We start from the raw sequence: 19,318 nt of genomic DNA, 5'->3' as shown, positions 1-19,318 counted from the left end.
ATGATTTTTAGCAAAAAACTAGTCCGTTTTATACATTTTCAAAAGCAATAAAAAAGCCTTGAAACATCGTTTTATCAACGTTTCTAAGGCTTTTTTTATACTTAATTCGTTTAGAATAAAATTAACGTGAGTACCATTCTACGATAAGTGCTTCGTTAATTTCAGCTGGTAATTCAGAACGTTCTGGTAGACGTGAATAAGTACCTTCTAGCTTATCAGCATCGAAAGTTACGTACTCAGGTACAAAAGCGTTAGCTTCAAGTGCATCCGCAATGATTGTAAGCTTTTGTGATTTTTCACGAACTGCGATAACTTGACCTGGTGTTACGCTGTATGAAGGAATGTCAACACGACTTCCATCAACAGTGATATGACCATGGTTTACTAATTGACGTGCTTGACGACGCGTACGAGCAAGACCTAAGCGGTAAACAAGGTTATCTAAACGTGATTCAAGAAGAATCATGAAGTTTTCACCGTGTACCCCTTGCATTTTTGCTGACTTTTCAAATAAAGTCGCGAATTGACGCTCGTTTACACCATACATGAAACGAAGCTTTTGCTTCTCTTGTAATTGTAAACCGTATTCAGATAATTTTTTACGTTGGTTTGGACCATGTTGTCCAGGTGCGTAAGGGCGTTTATCTAACTCCTTACCAGTACCAGTTAATGAAATGCCGAGACGACGAGACTTTTTCCATACAGGACCTGTATAGCGAGCCATAGTGCATTCTCTCCTTTATAATTAGATTTTGCATAAAACAAGATAATGTGTTCCGAAATCGTCTGCCATTTTATTTTCATGTACCATCGCTCCAGCAGCAGAGAGTTACACGATACACCTTGCTCTTCATCGACCAAGGAATAAAATGGACAACCGGTGGTTCACAAAGGCTACCTTTTTTTACACAAAGTCTATTATATGACGAAAGACGTCATCTGTCAATTGAAATCTAAGAAAATGATGCTTCTAAATGTATTTTTCTAGCGTTTGAACGAAGATTTCTAAATAACGTTGATCAATCTCATCAAATCGGTCAAGTGATGGGCTATCAATATCAAGTACACCAATCACTTGATCATCTTTCATCACCGGTACAACAATTTCAGATTTACTATTAGCATCGCAGGCGATGTGCCTGGGAAGGCGTGGACATCCTCAATGCGTTGGGTCGATTTTAGAGAGACAGCTGTTCCGCAGACGCCGCTCCCTACTTTAATTCTGACACATGCAGGTAACCCTTGAAATGGACCAAGGACAAGTTCGTCTTCTTTCATTAAATAATAACCTACCCAATTGACGTCATCGAGGAATTGATTAAGTAACGCGCTACAATTTGAAAGATTAGCAATGAGATCTGGTTCATCTTCGATGAGTGCTTCTAACTGCTTAATTAATAATTGATAATTTTTTTCTTTTGATGCATGGTATGCTGTCGGTTCAAACATGATAAGCCCCCTTATTTAATCTTTTGTTATTGTGTGATTATATCGTGCTTAACTTGATTTCGCAACGAATTTGTCGATTCATGAAAAACCATCGTGAAAACTGAAATAATTTGATTTTTTTTAGCCAAATATAGGTTGTTCATGGTATGATAAGAATAACCATTGAAAAGGACATTTTAACAATCACACGATGTGTGATGTCATACATAATAGAAAGAAAAAACAACATGCTTGGATTGAAGGAGGATTTATATGGGGGACTTTACTTCCTACATAATTGGAGCGGTTTAATCGCCATAACTATTATTATTATTGGCCTTATTTTAAGAAAACGTATTTATGATCGTGTCGATCAATTAGAATCATGGAAAATGGATGTGATGCACCGGCAAGTCAGTGCTGAATTGCAACGGGTGAAGGCATTGAATTTATCAGGTGAAACCCAAGATAAATTTGAACATTGGAAAGAGACGTGGGATCATATTTTAACCCGAGAATTACCTGACATTGAAGAGTACTTATTCGATGCCGAAGAAGCAGCTGATCGTTTCCGTATTAAGTATGCCAACAAGAATCTGGCGACGGTGGAATCGATTTTAACGAAAAATGAAGAGACGATTAAAACCATCCTGAAAGAATTAGAAGATTTATTAGATTCAGAGAAGCAAAGTCGTCAAGCGATTGAGACAGTCACGCCTATTCTGAAAGAATGGCGTCACGTCTTATTAGAAAATCAACATTTATATGGCTCAGCTGAAATACGATTTGAAAAAGCACTAGACGAAGAACAGCAAGCGATTGAAGAATTTTATGCGATGTGTGATGACGGTAATTATTTTGAAGCGCGTCAACATGTTGAAAAGATTAAAGTATCACTAGAGACCATTGGTCTTCGTATCGATGAGTTTCCACTGCTGTATAAAAAGATGACCCGTGATTTACCTGAACAAATTCAGGAATTGAAAAATGGTATTAAAGAGATGAAGCGAGAGGGCTATCGCATCAATGACGATGTGTTATTAACTGAACTGAGAGATATGGAGAAACAGTTAAAAACGTATATCAGTCAGATTGAACAAAAGGATGAACCAGCGGTTTATGATTGGTTACAAGCAGCAGAAGACCGGATTCAAGAGATTTATGTCATGCTTGAGAAGGAAGCAAAAGCTAAGCATTACTTAGAAAATCATATGGATCAGTTTACAGAAGACGTACAAGCAGCAAGTGAAGATTTCGTTCTAACCGACGAAGAAGTGAAAACATTGCAGCAAACGTATTTACTGGAAGGGTCTGATTTAGAACTATATGAAAATCTAGAAAAATGGATGCACCAACTTGAGAAAGATCATAACCAACTACTCAATAGCTTAGCTTCTGTTAATCAGACGTATTTAAGTTTAAAAGAACAATTAGAATTAAACCAAGGTGATTTGAAGAAGTTTAAGGAATCACATGTCGAGTTTAGAGATCAAGTCCGCTCTATCCGCAGTGATGAGCTCGAAGCAAAACAAGTAGTAGAAACAAAAAAGCGAGCGTTGTTTGATCTAGAAAAGCGTTTAGAGAAAAGTAATCTGCCTGGTATTCCTGATTATATTAAAAAGCAGTGTACAGATAATCATGTGCTTATCGAGACAATCCAAGGTTTACTGCATGAACAGCCGCTCAACATGGGGCAAGTGACTACAAAAATTAAAGAATTACACTCCAATGTCGATATATTAAATGAGAAGGTTCAACTTATGATTGAACAAGCTTACTTAACAGAGAGAGTAATTCAGTATGCGAATCGTTACCGAAGTCAATATCCGATGCTTCAAGCTAAGTTACTTGAAGCAGAGCAACTTTTCTATCAAGAACATTATGAAGAGGCGTTAGAATTATCGGCTCAAGCGCTTGAAGAAGTTGCACCAGGTGCGGTTCAACGATTAGAAGAACGCATAGAGTTACCTTACTGATTTAGCAGGAGGGACTTGGGATGAAAGTTTTTTCAATCATCAGTATGGTGATTTTTACTTTAACCATTTGGGGAGCGTTTGGTGTGATTTACGTAACTCAGCAAACACCAACATATAACTTTCGCGAGGTTGAAGCGCTTGTTGTACCAGAGTATACTGAATACGCCGCTTCAATGAAACGGTTTGAGATGATAGAACAAGCCGTTACCGATGAATCAACAAATGATGTAACGAATGAAGAGACAACGAATGAGACAGCTGATAATATTTATCAGCAGGCAAGTAGTCCAACCAATGACATCCTTTATTCTTTTGAAAAGGATCAGCCAGTGTCCGTTGATCAACTTCTAATTGCGCTAGGAATAAGTGAATAGCATACGTATATGCCTCAAACAATTACCAACGTTTGAGGCTGTTTTAATGAGAGAGTGAATGCGTAGAATGCGTTAAGCGCTTATTAAGACAGGAGTATGACTTGAATTTAACCAGGGAATATGTTGAATGTCTAATGGTATGAATATAAAAAGAACTATATAGTGTATAACGACGCTAGAGAAAATACTGGTGTGGTTTATAAGTCTCTAAGGAAGAAAGGAGAGGCTACTCGATAGGTGTTTCGTGAAGCGTCTATCCATATTTTGAGTAGTAACCACTGATGATTTATTTTGATAATAGTGCTACGACCAAACCGCATGAAGAGGTTATTGAAAGTTATCAAACCGTGTCTGAAAATTATTACGGCAATCCATCAAGTCAACATCAACTTGGCTACGATGCCGATAAATTGTTGCGTAAAGCATATGAACAAGCAGCGAATATGCTCGGTGTCAGTAATCAAGAAATTATTTTCACATCAGGTGGAACAGAATCAAATAATTTAGCTATTAAGGGCATTGCCCTTCGTTACCAAAAACATGGCAAACATTTAGTCACAACAACGATTGAACACCCATCCGTCCTTGAGGCATTTAAAGCGCTTGAGACGCTTGGTTTTGAAGTAACTTATGTACCAGTCGATGCATCAGGTATTGTGAAATTAGAAGCGATCAAACGAGCGGTACGTGAAGATACAATTCTTGTATCGGTGATGCATATTAATAATGAACTCGGGACAATTCAACCGGTTCAAGCCATTGGTGAGTTTCTAGCACCGAAAAAATATACTTTCTTTCATGTCGATCACGTCCAAGGGTACGGGAAAGTTGAATTAGATATTACACGCGCCCGTATCGATATGTTGTCACTATCAGGTCATAAAATACACGGACTTAAAGGAACAGGGTTATTATATTTGAAAGAAAATGTTCAATTATTTCCCCTTTTTCATGGTGGTGGTCAACAAGGGAATTTGCGCTCAGGTACAGAGAATATTGCCGGTATTGTGTCATTAGTCAAAGCGATGCGGATGGTGAGTGAACAACAAATGCATCATCCAAACCATCTACATGAATTAAAAGCACATCTTATTTCTCGTTTATCTTCACTTAAACAAGTGGTTATTAATACACCGGAAGATGCTGCGCCGCATATTATTAACTTTTCTGTACCAGGCTATAAACCAGAAGTCATTGTACACGCTTTAGAAGAACGTCGGATTTTCGTCTCAACAAAGTCCGCTTGTGCATCTAAAAGTCCGGACGAGAGTGCTGTTTTAAAAGCGATTAACTTACCAGCTAATCGTACAAAGTCAGCTTTAAGAATTAGCTTTTCTTATCAGAATTCGGAAGGAGAAATCGAACTCTTTTACCGAGCGCTACAAAAAATACTAAGAGATCTTAGTCAAGTTATGGGGTAGAAACTATGCAATATGATCATATATTAATTCGCTACGGCGAGTTATCACTTAAAGGAAAAAATCGTAAAGTCTTTTATAATCGTCTACATGAAAATATTCGTCATCATTTAAAAGCTTATCCAGAAATCAAAATTAAAACAACAAGAGATCGTTTAAGTATCTATTTAAATGGGATAGATCCGGCACCACTCATTCCGATTTTACAACGGATCTTTGGGATTCAAACGATGAGTTTAGCGATTAAAGTGGATAACGAAGAAGAAGCGATTAAGGAAGCAGCACTGTTTGCTTTAACTGAAGCAGCCGATGTTAAAACATTTAAAGTCACAACGAAACGAGCAGACAAGACGTTCCCAATTGATTCGCAGCAAATGAATCAATTGTTGGGTGGGCATCTATTAAGAAATACGGATGGGATTACGGTCGACGTCCATCAACCGGATGTGGAAATACACGTTGATATTAGACCAGAGCCACTTACGTGACATCAGAAAAGATTCCTGGACGTAAAGGATTGCCAGTGGGTACAGCCGGAAAAACATTGTTGCTACTGTCCGGTGGTTTTGATAGTCCGGTCGCTGGTTACTTAATGATGCAGCGCGGGGTAAGACTTGAAATGGTGCACTTTTTCTCGCCGCCTTATACGAGTGAAGGGGCGAAACAAAAAGTATTAGACTTAACGAAAGAATTAACAACTTATGGTGGGGAGATTAACGTTCATATCGTTCCCTTTACAGCCTTACAACAAAAATTACACCGTGAGATTCCACACGGTTATTCGATGACGGTGATGCGCCGCATGATGTTAAAGATTGCTGAACAAATCGCCGCGAAAAATGAAATTCTTTCTATCACGACAGGTGAAAGTTTAGGACAAGTTGCCAGTCAAACGATGGAAAGCATGCATGCGATTAATGCAATCACCAATTATCCGATTATGCGACCACTCGTTGCGATGGATAAAAGTGAGATCATGTCAATTGCTGAAGAGATTGGCACGTATCCGATTTCTATTCGTCCGTTTGATGACTGTTGTACCGTTTTTGTACCAAATGCACCAAAAACAAAACCGAAAAAAGATAAAGTCGAATACTTTGAAGGCTTACTTGATTTAACGGCAGATATTGAAGCATGTATCAATGATACTGAAGTCGTCACGATTAAACCGTTTGATAACGAAGAACCTGAAGTCGATGATTTATTTTAACATAAAGAATGTTGATAAACATGTTTAAAAAAATTAAAAGTTGGCAATAACTACTATTGTTTTTTCTGTATCGTTTCCCTCGGTCTGACACATATTAACGGTGTAGTAAAGAGGAGGTGAAACGACATGACAGGGAATTCAAATCGAAGCTCAAATCGTCTTGTTGTACCTGGTGTAAATCAAGCCCTTGATCAAATGAAATATGAAATTGCACAAGAGTTTGGTGTCAACCTTGGTCCAGATACAACAGCACGTCAAAACGGTTCTGTTGGTGGCGAAATTACTAAACGTTTAGTAAAAATGGCTGAACAACAAATGAGTAATCAAGCACCAGGTCAATCACAATCTAAATAAGCATTTAAAAAAGAGTAGCGCTAATAAAGCGCTACTCTTTTCTTTTCGCGTAGATTCTGCTATCGTTTAAGTAAAAATCAGACGGAGTGATTACACGTGCGAATACTGATGATAAACGGGACGTTTTATACGATGGTCGATTTTGAGGACACTGTCGAAGCCATTGTAATTGAATCGGGTAACATTTTATATGCAGGTAATAGACAAGAAGCGGAAAGTTACATAGAATCTACCGACAAAATTATTGATTTACAAGGGGCAACAGTATTTCCGGGTTTCGTTGATAACCATGTACATTTGGTCTGGTTAGGTGAAAAGCTCGATCGTCTTGACTTATCGGGGATTCAGTCACGCCAAGCTGTGCTTGAAGCAATCGAAAAGAAGGTTAAAACGCTGCAACCAGGGGAGTGGCTAATTGCTGAAGGGTTTAATGATAATCAGTGGGACGATACGCGCATCATTGACCGGTTAGAACTTGATGCGATTTCAACGAAACACCCGATCGTACTTACCCGGGTTTGTCGCCATGCCCTTGTCGCCAATCAGTTAGCCATCACCCTCGCAGGCATCACGCGTGAGACACCAACACCGATTGGTGGCTACATTGGAAAAGATGATAGTGGACGATTAACCGGTTATTTTAAAGATACGGCTCAAGAGCTCATTAAACGAAGTGAGCCCGAGAAAGATGTCGCTTATTTAAAGCGCATGATCGGTTTAAGTATTGATCATCTCGTCTCCAAAGGATTAGTTGGCGGTGATACCGAAGACCTTAGCTATTTTGGTCCAGAGAGTTATAAGAAAGTCACCGCAGCATTTAAAGCTCACATACAGGAAAATCGAACACCGTTTAAAACACATGCCCTTGTGCATCACGATGTCTTAACCGATTATTTATCAGATCCTTCAAAAAGCCAAGCTCTATCTTATTATACGTTTGGGGCGATGAAAATATTTGTAGACGGGGCGTTTGGTGGTCGTACGGCGTGGTTAAACGCACCCTATAGTGATGATGACACAACTTCGGGCTTGTATATCCATGAAGAAGCAGAATTAGAAGCGTTAATCAAGACGGCTCGAAAGCATCACTTAGCTCTTGCCGCGCATACCATTGGTGACAGGGCTATCGAAACGCTTGTAAAGTTATTAAAACAATACCCATCCACCAGTTCGTTACCGGACCGGGTGATTCACGCCTCACTTGTGAGTGATAAAGCAATAGGGCTTATGCAAGACGTCCCGATTGTGTTAGATGTTCAGCCGCTATTTGTAAGTTCAGATTTCCCGTGGATCATCGACCGCGTGGGAGAAAAACGCGCCCGACAGTTATACCGATTTAATACCTTAACACAATCCGGTATTCCTATATTAGGGAGTTCTGATGGACCGATTGAAGATGTGTCACCGCTCAAAGGCATTGCCGCGTTTGTGAATCGACGGCCGATCTATGACGAGAAAAGTTATACGAAAGAAGAGGCGCTCACCGTCTATCAAGCGATTGAGAGTTATACAAAGAAAAGTGCCATCGCAACGCATACAGAGGCGACAAGAGGACAAATAAAAACAGGTTATGCTGCAGATTTTACCATCCTAGCAGCTAACCCGTTTCATGTAAATACTGATGACCTTGCTGATATTGCGGTTGACATGACTATTATTGATGGGAATATTGTCTACCGTCATCCCGCCTTATAAAAATAAATGTTTTAATCGATGGATATAGGCATCATTTGTTTGAAACAATAACGTGACGTTACGATTCGATAATTCGACATGGATATGCTTTGTCGTATTGACTGGATAGGCTTCATTATCAATCCCGATAATAGGAAAATCGTTCCCGTCTTGAATCACTTCAAGCGTCACTTTCCTGTTTCTTGACAAACAAAGCGGGGCTTGAAATGTTTTATGTTCATTCGTATTGATTGGCGCGATTTTTGTCATCTGAAGCAAATCTAAATCTGGATCAATAACAGCCCCGCCAACAGAATGGTTATACCCGGTACTTCCTGTTGGTGTGGAAATAATAATACCATCACCAACAAAATGTTCAAAAGGTGTTTGATCAATCGACACATTAATGGCAATGGCTTTAATGATACTTGAACGCACGCTCACTTCGTTGATCGCATACAAGTCTTTACTATCATCAATCTGAACTTTAAGTAATTCATGCTCCGTCAACGTTGGGTGATCCGTAATGGTTTGAACGACTTCTTCTAACTGATGAATCCCATATGTTGTATAAAAGTTCGTTTCTTCTGTTTGAGAGATCCCAACGAAGACGACGTCTTCTCGAAACTTACATGTGCGTAAGGTGTGAAGGAAATGACCATCATCGCCTATGGAAAAAATATAGTCAGCTTCTTTCATCTTATCTGTGAGCGTCACATCATAACGCTCAATGATGGGGGCTAGCTTTTGAAGAACACCCTCTTCTTGACAACGGTGACTAAAATAAAGGTAAATAGTTAACATCATTATCTCATCCTCTACTTAAACAAGTTAGTAGAGTATATCCTTAAATGTGAAAAGTTAAACATACAAATAGTATAAGAATAAACAGAACCATCGCGTAAGTGTAAAAATAGTTCTCGGGGGGGTCCTGATTTAGTAGACAAAAATAGAGAGTGCCGTAATAACAATGTATACTACTAAATACACATTTGAAAAGGGGCGTGCTCTCATGAGACAATTGATATTAGATATTATTGAAATGTTAAGGGAAACGACGATTCAATTCAGGACGTGTGAAAATTCTACAAGAGCGATATATTTAAGTCTTTTAAGGACCTCATATGTAAAAGAAGCCATATGCCGACCTATTGGAACAATGGACGCTTCAAGGATTATTGGATGAACTTGATACGATTGAAGTATTTAAAGCGCTTGAACACAACCGAATACTTGGTAAGATGACAACAAAACAGAAAGAGATATACAAAGCTATGGATATCACTTTCCCCTTGTTATAAATTATCGGGGTTCCAGTTTTTTAATACCTATACTACGAGCAATAATTGTCATAGGATTAACCACCTGAAATTCTTTAATGTCTGGAGCGGAGTAGGATCGAATATGTTTGAAAAATATATAAATCTTCACTTTAACGCATAAAACAAACCTATTTTCTACATTTCCCAGATAAAGAATATAATATTCTAGTAATCTACACTACCTGAAAAGTCGAATTCTGCACATTTAATCGTTTGTTAGATACGAAAAAGAAGTCCCGCACGATAGCTCGCACAAGACTTCCACACAATAAAAATTGTTTGTATTAACGATGAACATTCGATGCTAGCCCACAGATCAACATTCATAAAAACTCCAACAAATTGAACACACGGTCGATAAAATGCTGCAAAAGGCGGGAGTTGTCAAGGAGCAAAGACTGGTCTTTGCTGATATTAAACTAATATGTAAAATACGCTTCTATTTGGACCACATTTTAATCAACTGTTGAATTCTCTCCAAGCCTTGTTGCGCTTTAACCGATTGAGCATATTCTTCATTCTTAATTACTATTTCTTGCCACTTCTCACCATTTTCTAAGGCATTATCTTCATAAACCTCGCTTCTAATATTCTCAAGATCTTTTAATAATTGCTGAAATAATTTCACTTCCTTCATATGCTTCGTCTTTCAATGAGATCAAATACAGGTCTTCTCCATCATTAGCCTTAAAAGATTCGTGTTTATAATATTTAACTAGGCTGTTAAAAAATATTTCACTATCTTGAATAATTTCTTGTAGATAATTCCCTGCTTGATCATCTACACCATGCAACACACCGTAATATTGATGTAATTCTCGGTATGTAAAGAAGAATTTTTGAAGCTCTCTTTCAACAATACTTGAGCCGTTATGGTATATATTTAACTGCTTTTTTTGAGTAATGACATTAAAAGTTTCTTCTAAAGAATATGTATTATATTCACTCATTGTATTAGAAATAGCAACATCAAATAGAGCAGTTTCTACTTTTTTTAACTCACTACTCTGTTTTAAAAAAATGCTATAGTTAATACAAGTAAACAAAAGAGTATTATAGAAATATTTCGGTGTTTTTTCACAATAAAATTACTCCTTTATATAATCTATTAGACATAGTACAATCATTTTCCTTATGGGAATAATCATAGTATATGTTCAGCTGTTCTTTTTTTCACCATATCACAATGTGAATGCGTTTACAATATCTTGTGGGGTTTTTCATTTGCTTTTTATTCCATTATGCTTTGGTTTTTCGGCTACAATAAGTTGAGGCTTTTTAATGCGTTTGGCATGGATAGTAACTTGGTGGTGAAAGTCCACTACAGGATTGAAGATAGGAACTTTTAGCGAATGGCAAAGGTTTCTTCCGTGAGAAAGGATCTGAAGGAAGCCGGATGCAAACACTTGCACTGACGAACGGAAAATTCATATATATCAAACGTCCGTAGTGATATGAAACGGAAAGTTAAGAAGTCAGCAGACGTTATAGAAGCAACGTAAGTTAAAAAAATTGAAAAACAAGAAGGAAGGTGTATCTCCCACATCGAAGAAAACGCTGTGGTAAAGACCAAAAGGCGATTCACCTCTGAAGGGGTAACCTGGAAGTAAGGAATACGTGGGGTATGCGTTGGTGATACAATAAGGAGGCAGCAGAACAAAGTGGTATCAGTCTCATTCAACGAATAGTGACTATTGAAATAGCGTTATCTTATGTAATATTGATAAGAAAAACTCAGGCTATAAAAGACACTTGAACACTTTGTAATTAGCACCTGAACAAATCCCTGATATAATTGATGCTGTACTAACTTCAGGAATTGAAGCATCGTATGTTTTGATAAATTCTTGATTTACAACGCTGCTACTTGTTAATAATATTTAAGAACAAGGGTTTGATGTCTTATCTAGTTATATCAAGGCCTATCTGCCGATTTTGTAGTGCGAGAGTAGCGTTATTTAATAATCTTATCGAAAACAACTTGACGCAGACATTTTTCGCAAATCATTCGTCAGTAAGTGAAAGATATGATATACTGTGAAACTTGAGAAAGGACGTGTTTTCATGGAAACATTTGAAACATTATTTAATCGATTAGACGATTCAATCAATAAGCTAAAAGACCAAGAGGGGTTAACGTATTTAGATGCACTCGTTCATACGCTGAATTTATCCTTACTTGAAGAAGAAGAAAAGAATGACTTCACAGGTGAGAACCTGGATTTTATTGAGCAGTTGCAACAAATAGGCTTTAAGGAAGCTGATAAAGAAACGATCAGAAAAGTGATTCAATTTGCGGTATTAAAAAGTTTTAAAGGGGCAACGTATGATAAGTACATGGTCACACCTGATATGGTCGGCTTTTATGTCAGTTATTTAGTTGAAAAGCTCATGACTTCAAAAGAAACCATTCGCCTGTTTGATCCGGTCGTTGGAACAGCAAATATGTTAACAGCGGTGATGAATCAATTATCTAAACCGGTCCAGGCATATGGTGCCGAAGTAGACGAGACGATGTTAGATCTGAGTTTACTAAGTGCAGACTTGCAACAACACCGGATTGAGTTCTTCCACCAAGACAGCATTCAACCATTATTATTAGACCCGGTTGATGTGGTGATTGCCGACTTACCGATTGGGTATTATCCTGATGATGAAAGAGCGAAAGACTTCAAAGTTCAAGCAAAAGAAGGTCACACATATGCGCATCACTTATTAATTGAACAAAGCTTAACGTATCTTAAACCGGAAGGTTTTATGATTGCCGTTGTGCCCAATCATCTGTTTAACAGTGAACAAGCACCGAACCTACACAAGATGATTCAAGAGCGCGCGCATGTGGTTGGTTTACTTGAATTACCTGAAGAAAGTTTCAAAGCAAAAGACCAACAGAAAAGTTTATTTATCTTGCAGAAAAAAGCTGAAGAAACAAAGGCGCCAAAAGAAGCGTTGATGGTGAAATTACCGAGCTTTAAAGACCTACAAAAGACCGAAAATATTATTATGAAAATGAATGCGTGGTTTGATCATTATCAAAAATAAGCATTGAATAGTCTGAATACTTTTATGAAACGCTTACAAAAGACTTTGTTGTTGCAATTTATGTCGATTGTTCGTTAAAATAGTGATGGTATGTAAACAGACTAAAAAGGGAATCGAAAGGATTGAATTATCTTGACTAAAGTATTAGCAATCAACGCGGGCAGTTCATCACTCAAGTTTCAATTGATTGAAATGCCAGAAGAAACAGAAATCGCCAAAGGTTTAGTAGAGCGTATTGGTCTTGACCAAGCTGTATTCAAATTAGAATATGGTGACAATGAAGATAAACTAACAACGGAAATTCCTAACCACGGAAAAGCGGTTGAAATTTTACTTGAGCGTCTTCAAGCGTCAGGTGTCATTAAATCACTTGATGAAATTGAAGGCATCGGTCACCGTGTCGTACACGGAGGCGAACGTTTTAGTGATTCAGTATTAGTTGATGATGAGGTTATCGCTGAAATTGAAAAAGTTTCAGAACTTGCGCCACTTCACAATCCAGCTAACTTAACAGGAATTCGTGCATTTAAAGAATTATTACCAAATGTACCGGCGGTTGCTGTATTTGATACAGCTTTCCACCAATCAATGCCACCTGAATCATACTTATACAGTTTACCATATGAGTACTATGAGCAATTTGGTATCCGTAAATATGGTTTCCACGGCACAAGCCATAAGTATGTATCAGAACGTGCGGCTGAACTATTAGGTGAGCCATTAGACAAGCTACGTCTTATTGCCTGCCACATCGGTAACGGTGCGAGTGTTGCTGCGATTCAAAATGGTCAATCCATTGATACAACAATGGGCTTTACACCACTTGAGGGTGTCACAATGGGGACGCGTTCAGGAAGTTTAGACCCAGCCTTAGTGCCATACATCATGGACAAAACAGGTAAAGATGTTAACGAAGTACTTCACGTCTTGAATAAAGAAAGTGGTATGCTTGCTTTATCTGGTTTCTCAAGTGACTTACGTGACATCGAAGACCGCGCCGCTGAAGGCGATGAGCGTGCTGAATTAGCGCTTAAGATCTTTGCTGGTCGTATCCACCAATACATCGGTTCATATGCATCAAAAATGCACGGTGTTGATGCGATTATCTTTACGGCTGGTATCGGTGAAAACAGTAAAGCTGTTCGTGAACGTGTCTTAGAAGGACTAGAATTCATGGGCGTTTACTGGGATCCTGCGCGTAATGATGTGCGTGGTAAAGAAACATTTGTTAACTACCCACACTCACCAGTAAAAGTTATTATCATTCCTACGAATGAAGAAGTGATGATTGCACGCGACGTTCAACGTCTAGCTTTTTAAGATAATATTAAATCAATCATAATATAACAAAAGAGGCGCAACTCATATGAGTTGTGCCTCTTTATTTACATGCCATAGTCATCACTTTACTAACGCATTATTCTTCTTCATCAACCTCGTCATCCGTTCTAACAACAAGAACGTCACATGGTGCGTAACGGACGATATTTTCAGAAACACTACCAATAAGGAAACGTTCAACCGCATTTAAACCTGTTGCCCCACACATGATGAGGTCGGCATTAAATGATTTAGCGACATATTTTGGAATGCGCACTTTAGGAGAACCGTAATCAATATGGGTTTCTACTTTTCTGACACCGGCTTTTTCTGCTTGTTGTTTATAATCATTTAATAATTTTGATGCATAGGATTCGGAACGATTAATCATCGATTGGTCATACGTTTCAGCTGTTGAGATGGTTTTCGTATCGACAACATGGGCAATAATTAAATCACCATCATTACGCTTTGCTACTTGAACAGCTTTTTTAAATGCTTTTAAAGACGCTTGCGATCCATCAACAGCAATCACAATTCGTTTATATTCTTCTGCTGGCATATCTATCACTCCTATACTTTAATATACTCACCTATTCCACCAATTGATTACCTTTAAACATCTTAACTGGTATATTTTTAAATCTCCTATTTCGATAAATTGCATTCATGACTTAAGAACTGTATAATAACACTGTGATTAGAGATAATAGTACAGTTTAGAAAGTAGGTGCAACACCTTGGCAACAAAACACGAACAGATTTTAAATCATATTGAAACTTTGAAGATTGGAAATAAAATTTCGGTTAGACAAATCGCTAAAGATCTAAATGTGAGTGAAGGTACCGCCTATCGGGCCATTAAAGAAGCAGAAAACCGGGGGTTAGTCAGCACAATTGAACGTGTTGGTACCATAAGAATTGAACAAAAGAAAAAAGAAAACTTTGAACATTTAACTTACGCAGAAATTATCGGCATTGTTGATGGTCAAGTGTTAGGTGGGCGCGAAGGTTTACATAAAACGTTGCATAAGTTTGTGATCGGTGCAATGACGACAGATGCGATGTTGCGTTATTTAGAGAAAGATTCATTATTAATTATCGGTAACCGCGCCGAAGCTCATCGACTAGCGCTCGAAGAAGGGGCTGCGGTTCTTATTACGGGTGGTTTTGACACGGATGAGTCGATTAAACGATTAGCTGATGAGTTAGATTTACCGATTATTTCTACAAGCTATGATACCTTTACGGTAGCGGCGATGATTAACCGAGCCATTTATGATCAGTTAATCAAAAAAGAAATTGTCTTAGTCGGTGATATTTATACGCCTTATGAAAAAACGCACTATTTACGTCGTACCGATCCGCTTCAAAAGTGGTATCACTTAAAAGATCAAACGACACATTCGCGTTACCCTGTTGTTGATGATCAGATGCGTGTTGTTGGTATTGTGACCTCAAAAGATATTATTGGAAAAGCGAGCGATATGCCAGTTGAGAAAGTCATGACGAAAAACCCGATTACCGTATTAAAAGAAACGTCGCTGGCTTATGCCGCGCATATGATGGTATGGGAAGGGATTGAGATTGTTCCGGTAGAAGATGGGAATCATCGACTGATCGGGTTGATCTCACGCCAGGACGTGTTAAAAGCACTCCAACACGTGAATCGCCAGCCACAGGTCGGTGAGACGATTGATGACATTATTACGAGCGAACTTTCGGTTGAAAAAGACGGGTCAGAACTCATCTTTTCATCTAAAGTCACGCCGCAAATGACAAATGCATTAGGGACGTTATCGAATGGTGTCTTTGTGTCATTTATTACGGAAGTCTCTAGTCGATTGTTGATCAATATGAAAAAAGGCGATCTCGTCGCTGAGAACATCTCCATTTACTTTATCAAACCAGTTCAAATTGATAATGTGGTGACTGTTCACCCGAAAATTTTAGAAATGGGACGTAAGTCCGTAAAAATTGATATCGAATTGTATCATGAGAAAGATATCGTAGGTAAAGCTATTTTAATAGGTCAATTGATTGACCGGTATTAGGAGGAAAGAAGCATGATTGATCGCATTATTGAAGCAATTGAAGCGGCCCAGACGATTATTCTTCATCGTCACGAACGTCCAGACCCGGATGCATTAGGGTCACAAGTTGGTTTGAAAAAGTTGATTGAAGCAACTTACACAGATAAAACGGTAAAAGTGACGGGATATACCGAACCGTCACTTGCTTTTTTAAGTGAAATGGATGTTGTGACAGATGATGACTATAAAGAGGCACTTGTCATTGTATGTGATACGGCCAATACGCTAGAATTGATGATGACCGCTATACTTTAGGTCAGACACTGATTAAAATTGACCATCATCCAGAAGTTGATGCATATGGTGACATCTCATGGGTCGATCCATCGATGAGTTCCACATCAGAAATGATCTATTTACTTGCGACAACAGGAAAGAAACAATTAATGCTTACAGATGAAGCAGCAAGACTCATGTATGCGGGTATTATTGGTGACACGGGTCGGTTCTTATATCCAAGTACGACCGAACAAACACTCCATGTCGCAGCTGAACTTGTACGCTTTAATTTTAACCGAACAGACCTATATAATCAGCTCTATGAGACGAAGCCAGCGGTCGCTAAGTTAAAAGGTTACTTATTAGATCACTTGGACTTATCTAAAGAAGGTGTTACTTCAGCGAAGTTAACGGAAGCTATTTTATCAAGATATGATGTCACTTCTGAAGAAACAAGTGCGTTAGTCGGGACATATGGTGATGTGTTAGGCATCCAGGCGTGGGTGATTTTTGTAGAAGAACCAAATCAAATCCGCGTGCGTCTCCGCTCAAAGGGTCCAAAAATTAATACACTAGCTGCCCGCTATAACGGTGGCGGTCATCCGCTGGCTTCAGGTGCGAAAGTGAAGTCGTGGGAAGAAGCAGACCAACTCGTCAATGATTTAAAAGACATCTGTCGAATTTATAAAGAAGGTAAAGAAGAGTAGTTAAGTGACTGCTCTTTTTCTTATTCGAAAGAGTTTTGTATCAATGCACCTCAGCGCAGTAAAATGAACGTGAAAGGCATTTCGGGTATATTGCTTCTCGTCGAATCAAGACTGTTATGAAAAAATTGTCCTAGCAGACTAAGAAATACTTGCTTAAAACGAAAAAAGGAGTCGTTATAATGACATTCGATATCAAAAAGTTAGAATGGATCCGTGAACCAAAAGCTTATGCCATTACCGAAGATAAAGTAGAAATTACAACCGATTCACATACAGACTTATGGCAAAGAACGTATTATCATTTTAGAAATGATAATGCGCCGGTTCTGCAGATGGAAACAGAGGAAAAATTTTTTTCATTTATAGTGAAGACTGACTTTGATAGTAAACATCGCTTTGATCAATGTGGCGTTGTTGTGTATCTTGATAGTGATAATTGGATCAAAGGGTCTATTGAGTATGAGAATGAGCATTTTCAACATTTAGGAAGTGTTGTCACAAACAATGGTTACTCTGATTGGGCAACGACAGAAATTCCAGCGAACATTAAATCAATGTGGTATCGCTTGAGTCGTAGAGAAGATGATTTTTGCATCGAGTGTTCGATTGATGGTGAAACTTATCAACAGATGAGAATCTGCCATATGTTTAATGCTCAGGATATTATAAAATTCGGCATTTATGCCTGTAGCCCAGAGGATTCTACCTTTAAATCAACATTTACAAATATGGAAATGATCGAGTGTCAGTGGCAGGCACATGCAGGGCAACAACCTGATTAAGTATTCATCAAGAAGTATGACGATCATTCGTTATTTTAGGGGAACGTATTCGAAATTAGAATGGAGTAAAGGCCTCTTTTTGAGAACGTAAAGTTTTACAACGCTTGAGAAATGTCGGTATGACGAAAGTATGTGGCTTATTTTGTTTGTTTTCTGGTTGAATTTACAAAAAAAGTATGTATAATGGAAAGGTAAGGTTATGTGATTATTTGAACGAATGAGTATATTAGAAACGAGGAGGGTTATTATTAGACGTTTTGTTGTAAGCGGTGTCTTGTTGGTTGTTGTGATTGGTTTTGGGATGAGTTTTTGGCTAAGCAATCAAACACCGGATCTGCCGTATAGTAAAAATGGTCAGGTTTATACAGCGGCGGATATAAAAAATCGGTTGAATCGGGAAGTGAATACGAGTGAATCACTTGGCATTACTTTGGAACCGAGTGTGATTACTGATATTCCTGATAATGAAAACAATAGTCAAGCGAAGCGTGATCAGTATGATTATTTGATGTATGAAGTGACAGTGAGAAATACAACGTCAGAACCACTAGAGTTAGGCTACCGTGTCTATTTGGATGAAGCATTGGACGATTATGCAGAGGTACCCCTCTCATTTGGAACGGGAGAGGACTTTTTTATACTTGAACCTGATCAAAGTGCCACTGTTAACCGTGCCGTTTTGATCAAAAACACGGAGACATTATCAAGAAGAGAATTAGAACAATTAAATCAATTGAAAGATATGGTTTACCTACAAATAGCCTATGCATCTAATGAAACAGAATTTGTTCCACTTGAAGTAACAGAACCTCATGAACAAACGCAAACGAATGAGGATAGGTTAAGTTATCAAACGTATCAAATGGTGACTGAACGAGTACAAGATGAACTTAACATTGATGGTTATGTCTTTAAAGGTACATCAGCGGACATTCCTACGGCTACTAGAGTTAATCAACATCTTAGTTTTGGTAAACGGGAATGGCTTACAAGAAGCGGTGACTTTGATGCGCCGATAGAGCCGACACAAGAAAGGTATTTTTATGAAAATGAAGACAGCTCGCGTCTGTTAATCATCACGATAGCTTATACCGATTCATATATAGGGAATGATCTGATTGCTTATAACATCAGCTCAGGGTATGACATCAATGAAGACCTCATTCATTCAGAATCAATCATATTAAGCTACAAAAATTTGGTGATTGACGTGGCCCAAAATTCAGCAACCCCATTAGAAGAAATGGCCGACACAGACCAGGCGGCTTTAGCGGTTACGAAGTATTTAGAGCAGTATTAATTTTCGAAAGGTATTGATAATTTATACGTGAGACGTGGATATATATGAGTAAAGATACTTATAAAGAAGAGGCTTGGTTAATGGCAAATTCACCTATAG

The 19,318-nt window shown here is 38.3% G+C and carries 18 protein-coding genes and 2 pseudogenes; 14 read left to right on the top strand and 6 right to left on the bottom strand.

All coding sequences use genetic code 11. From position 1 onward, the window contains the following. Nucleotides 1-121: 121 nt before the first annotated feature. A complete protein-coding gene (rpsD, locus tag JCM19043_RS06455; RefSeq protein WP_062321015.1) occupies nucleotides 122-724 on the bottom strand; it encodes a 30S ribosomal protein S4 in 603 nt (200 codons plus the stop codon). Between the two features lie 246 nt (nucleotides 725-970). Then, nucleotides 971-1,449: pseudogene (locus JCM19043_RS06450) on the bottom strand (GAF domain-containing protein). 197 nt (nucleotides 1,450-1,646) lie between these two features. Between JCM19043_RS06450 and JCM19043_RS06445 the strand changes: the two are divergent. The 7 genes from JCM19043_RS06445 to JCM19043_RS06420 all read left to right on the top strand — a co-directional run bounded on the left by JCM19043_RS06445 (nucleotide 1,647) and on the right by JCM19043_RS06420 (nucleotide 8,455). Beyond that, entirely contained in the window at nucleotides 1,647-3,404 is a 1,758-nt protein-coding gene (locus JCM19043_RS06445; RefSeq protein WP_231631427.1) for a septation ring formation regulator EzrA, read from the top strand. 20 nt (nucleotides 3,405-3,424) lie between these two features. Then, nucleotides 3,425-3,778, top strand: coding sequence for a hypothetical protein (locus JCM19043_RS06440; protein ID WP_062321012.1), 354 nt, complete (start codon nucleotides 3,425-3,427; stop codon nucleotides 3,776-3,778). A 281-nt stretch (nucleotides 3,779-4,059) separates the two neighbouring features. Beyond that, nucleotides 4,060-5,199 carry a cysteine desulfurase family protein gene (locus tag JCM19043_RS06435; RefSeq protein ID WP_062321010.1) on the top strand — a complete coding sequence of 380 codons (1,140 nt, stop codon included), beginning with the start codon at nucleotides 4,060-4,062 and terminating at the stop codon, nucleotides 5,197-5,199. Between the two features lie 5 nt (nucleotides 5,200-5,204). Beyond that, the gene (locus JCM19043_RS18720) at nucleotides 5,205-5,684 is read left to right on the top strand and encodes a THUMP domain-containing protein (RefSeq protein ID WP_369813791.1); all 480 of its coding nucleotides are present in this window, start codon (nucleotides 5,205-5,207) and stop codon (nucleotides 5,682-5,684) included. Then, nucleotides 5,681-6,406: a tRNA sulfurtransferase gene (locus JCM19043_RS18715; RefSeq protein WP_369813790.1), complete on the top strand. Its 726-nt coding sequence runs from the start codon at nucleotides 5,681-5,683 to the stop codon at nucleotides 6,404-6,406. The genes JCM19043_RS18720 and JCM19043_RS18715 overlap by 4 nt, the downstream gene beginning before the upstream one ends. Before the next feature lie 126 nt (nucleotides 6,407-6,532). Next, a complete protein-coding gene (locus tag JCM19043_RS06425; RefSeq protein WP_062321009.1) occupies nucleotides 6,533-6,760 on the top strand; it encodes an alpha/beta-type small acid-soluble spore protein in 228 nt (75 codons plus the stop codon). Between the two features lie 96 nt (nucleotides 6,761-6,856). Beyond that, complete coding sequence (locus JCM19043_RS06420; RefSeq protein WP_082394452.1) at nucleotides 6,857-8,455, top strand: amidohydrolase; 1,599 nt, start codon at nucleotides 6,857-6,859, stop codon at nucleotides 8,453-8,455. On the opposite strand, the gene JCM19043_RS06415 is transcribed toward JCM19043_RS06420, so the two are convergent. Continuing rightward, the gene (locus tag JCM19043_RS06415; protein ID WP_062321007.1) at nucleotides 8,450-9,238 is read right to left on the bottom strand and encodes an NAD kinase; all 789 of its coding nucleotides are present in this window, start codon (nucleotides 9,236-9,238) and stop codon (nucleotides 8,450-8,452) included. The genes JCM19043_RS06420 and JCM19043_RS06415 overlap by 6 nt on opposite strands. Before the next feature lie 347 nt (nucleotides 9,239-9,585). Between JCM19043_RS06415 and JCM19043_RS16330 the strand changes: the two genes are divergently transcribed. After that, nucleotides 9,586-9,735: a hypothetical protein gene (locus JCM19043_RS16330; RefSeq protein ID WP_177220724.1), complete on the top strand. Its 150-nt coding sequence runs from the start codon at nucleotides 9,586-9,588 to the stop codon at nucleotides 9,733-9,735. A 460-nt stretch (nucleotides 9,736-10,195) separates the two neighbouring features. Here JCM19043_RS16330 and JCM19043_RS06410 read toward each other — a convergent pair whose 3' ends face one another. Both JCM19043_RS06410 and JCM19043_RS06405 read right to left on the bottom strand, forming a co-directional pair. Next, on the bottom strand, nucleotides 10,196-10,393 hold the full coding sequence (locus JCM19043_RS06410) for a hypothetical protein (RefSeq protein WP_062321005.1): 198 nt from the start codon (nucleotides 10,391-10,393) through the stop codon (nucleotides 10,196-10,198). Then, on the bottom strand, nucleotides 10,350-10,706 hold the full coding sequence (locus tag JCM19043_RS06405) for a hypothetical protein (RefSeq protein WP_062321003.1): 357 nt from the start codon (nucleotides 10,704-10,706) through the stop codon (nucleotides 10,350-10,352). Before JCM19043_RS06405 ends, JCM19043_RS06410 begins: the two co-directional genes overlap by 44 nt. A 1,114-nt stretch (nucleotides 10,707-11,820) precedes the next feature. Between JCM19043_RS06405 and JCM19043_RS06400 the strand changes: the two genes are divergently transcribed. After that, complete coding sequence (locus JCM19043_RS06400) at nucleotides 11,821-12,798, top strand: class I SAM-dependent methyltransferase (RefSeq protein ID WP_062321000.1); 978 nt, start codon at nucleotides 11,821-11,823, stop codon at nucleotides 12,796-12,798. 132 nt (nucleotides 12,799-12,930) lie between these two features. Next, nucleotides 12,931-14,118 (top strand): acetate kinase, encoded by a 1,188-nt coding sequence (locus JCM19043_RS06395; RefSeq protein ID WP_062320998.1) that lies wholly within the window; start codon nucleotides 12,931-12,933, stop codon nucleotides 14,116-14,118. Nucleotides 14,119-14,215: 97 nt separating this feature from the next. Here JCM19043_RS06395 and JCM19043_RS06390 read toward each other — a convergent pair whose 3' ends face one another. Beyond that, nucleotides 14,216-14,680, bottom strand: a complete 465-nt coding sequence (locus tag JCM19043_RS06390; RefSeq protein ID WP_062320996.1) for a universal stress protein — start codon at nucleotides 14,678-14,680, stop codon at nucleotides 14,216-14,218. 178 nt (nucleotides 14,681-14,858) lie between these two features. On the opposite strand from JCM19043_RS06390, the gene JCM19043_RS06385 reads away from it, so the two are divergent. The 4 genes and pseudogenes from JCM19043_RS06385 to JCM19043_RS06370 all read left to right on the top strand — a co-directional run bounded on the left by JCM19043_RS06385 (nucleotide 14,859) and on the right by JCM19043_RS06370 (nucleotide 19,219). After that, entirely contained in the window at nucleotides 14,859-16,172 is a 1,314-nt protein-coding gene (locus JCM19043_RS06385; RefSeq protein ID WP_062320994.1) for a DRTGG domain-containing protein, read from the top strand. Nucleotides 16,173-16,184: 12 nt separating this feature from the next. Continuing rightward, nucleotides 16,185-17,137 (top strand): annotated as a pseudogene (locus JCM19043_RS06380) (bifunctional oligoribonuclease/PAP phosphatase NrnA). A gap of 179 nt (nucleotides 17,138-17,316) precedes the next feature. Continuing rightward, the gene (locus JCM19043_RS06375) at nucleotides 17,317-17,919 is read left to right on the top strand and encodes a DUF1349 domain-containing protein (protein ID WP_062320992.1); all 603 of its coding nucleotides are present in this window, start codon (nucleotides 17,317-17,319) and stop codon (nucleotides 17,917-17,919) included. Between the two features lie 217 nt (nucleotides 17,920-18,136). Then, the gene (locus JCM19043_RS06370) at nucleotides 18,137-19,219 is read left to right on the top strand and encodes a hypothetical protein (protein WP_143103180.1); all 1,083 of its coding nucleotides are present in this window, start codon (nucleotides 18,137-18,139) and stop codon (nucleotides 19,217-19,219) included. Nucleotides 19,220-19,318 lie beyond the last annotated feature (99 nt).

This window comes from Halolactibacillus sp. JCM 19043 (genome assembly GCF_001310395.1).
Lineage (GTDB): Bacteria > Bacillota > Bacilli > Bacillales > Amphibacillaceae > Halolactibacillus > Halolactibacillus miurensis.
This window is presented reverse-complemented; position numbering and strand designations above follow the sequence as displayed.

Coding starts and splice junctions, on each gene's coding strand:
- JCM19043_RS06440 (WP_062321012.1), top strand. CDS start 3,425: ATGAAAGTTTTTTCAATCATCAGTATGGTGATTTTTACTTTAACCATT.
- JCM19043_RS06400 (WP_062321000.1), top strand. CDS start 11,821: ATGGAAACATTTGAAACATTATTTAATCGATTAGACGATTCAATCAAT.
- rpsD (WP_062321015.1), bottom strand. CDS start 724: ATGGCTCGCTATACAGGTCCTGTATGGAAAAAGTCTCGTCGTCTCGGC.
- JCM19043_RS06410 (WP_062321005.1), bottom strand. CDS start 10,393: ATGAAGGAAGTGAAATTATTTCAGCAATTATTAAAAGATCTTGAGAAT.
- JCM19043_RS06375 (WP_062320992.1), top strand. CDS start 17,317: ATGACATTCGATATCAAAAAGTTAGAATGGATCCGTGAACCAAAAGCT.
- JCM19043_RS06425 (WP_062321009.1), top strand. CDS start 6,533: ATGACAGGGAATTCAAATCGAAGCTCAAATCGTCTTGTTGTACCTGGT.
- JCM19043_RS06415 (WP_062321007.1), bottom strand. CDS start 9,238: ATGTTAACTATTTACCTTTATTTTAGTCACCGTTGTCAAGAAGAGGGT.
- JCM19043_RS06445 (WP_231631427.1), top strand. CDS start 1,647: ATGTCATACATAATAGAAAGAAAAAACAACATGCTTGGATTGAAGGAG.
- JCM19043_RS06435 (WP_062321010.1), top strand. CDS start 4,060: ATGATTTATTTTGATAATAGTGCTACGACCAAACCGCATGAAGAGGTT.
- JCM19043_RS06370 (WP_143103180.1), top strand. CDS start 18,137: ATGAGTATATTAGAAACGAGGAGGGTTATTATTAGACGTTTTGTTGTA.
- JCM19043_RS06390 (WP_062320996.1), bottom strand. CDS start 14,680: ATGCCAGCAGAAGAATATAAACGAATTGTGATTGCTGTTGATGGATCG.
- JCM19043_RS18720 (WP_369813791.1), top strand. CDS start 5,205: ATGCAATATGATCATATATTAATTCGCTACGGCGAGTTATCACTTAAA.
- JCM19043_RS06405 (WP_062321003.1), bottom strand. CDS start 10,706: ATGAGTGAATATAATACATATTCTTTAGAAGAAACTTTTAATGTCATT.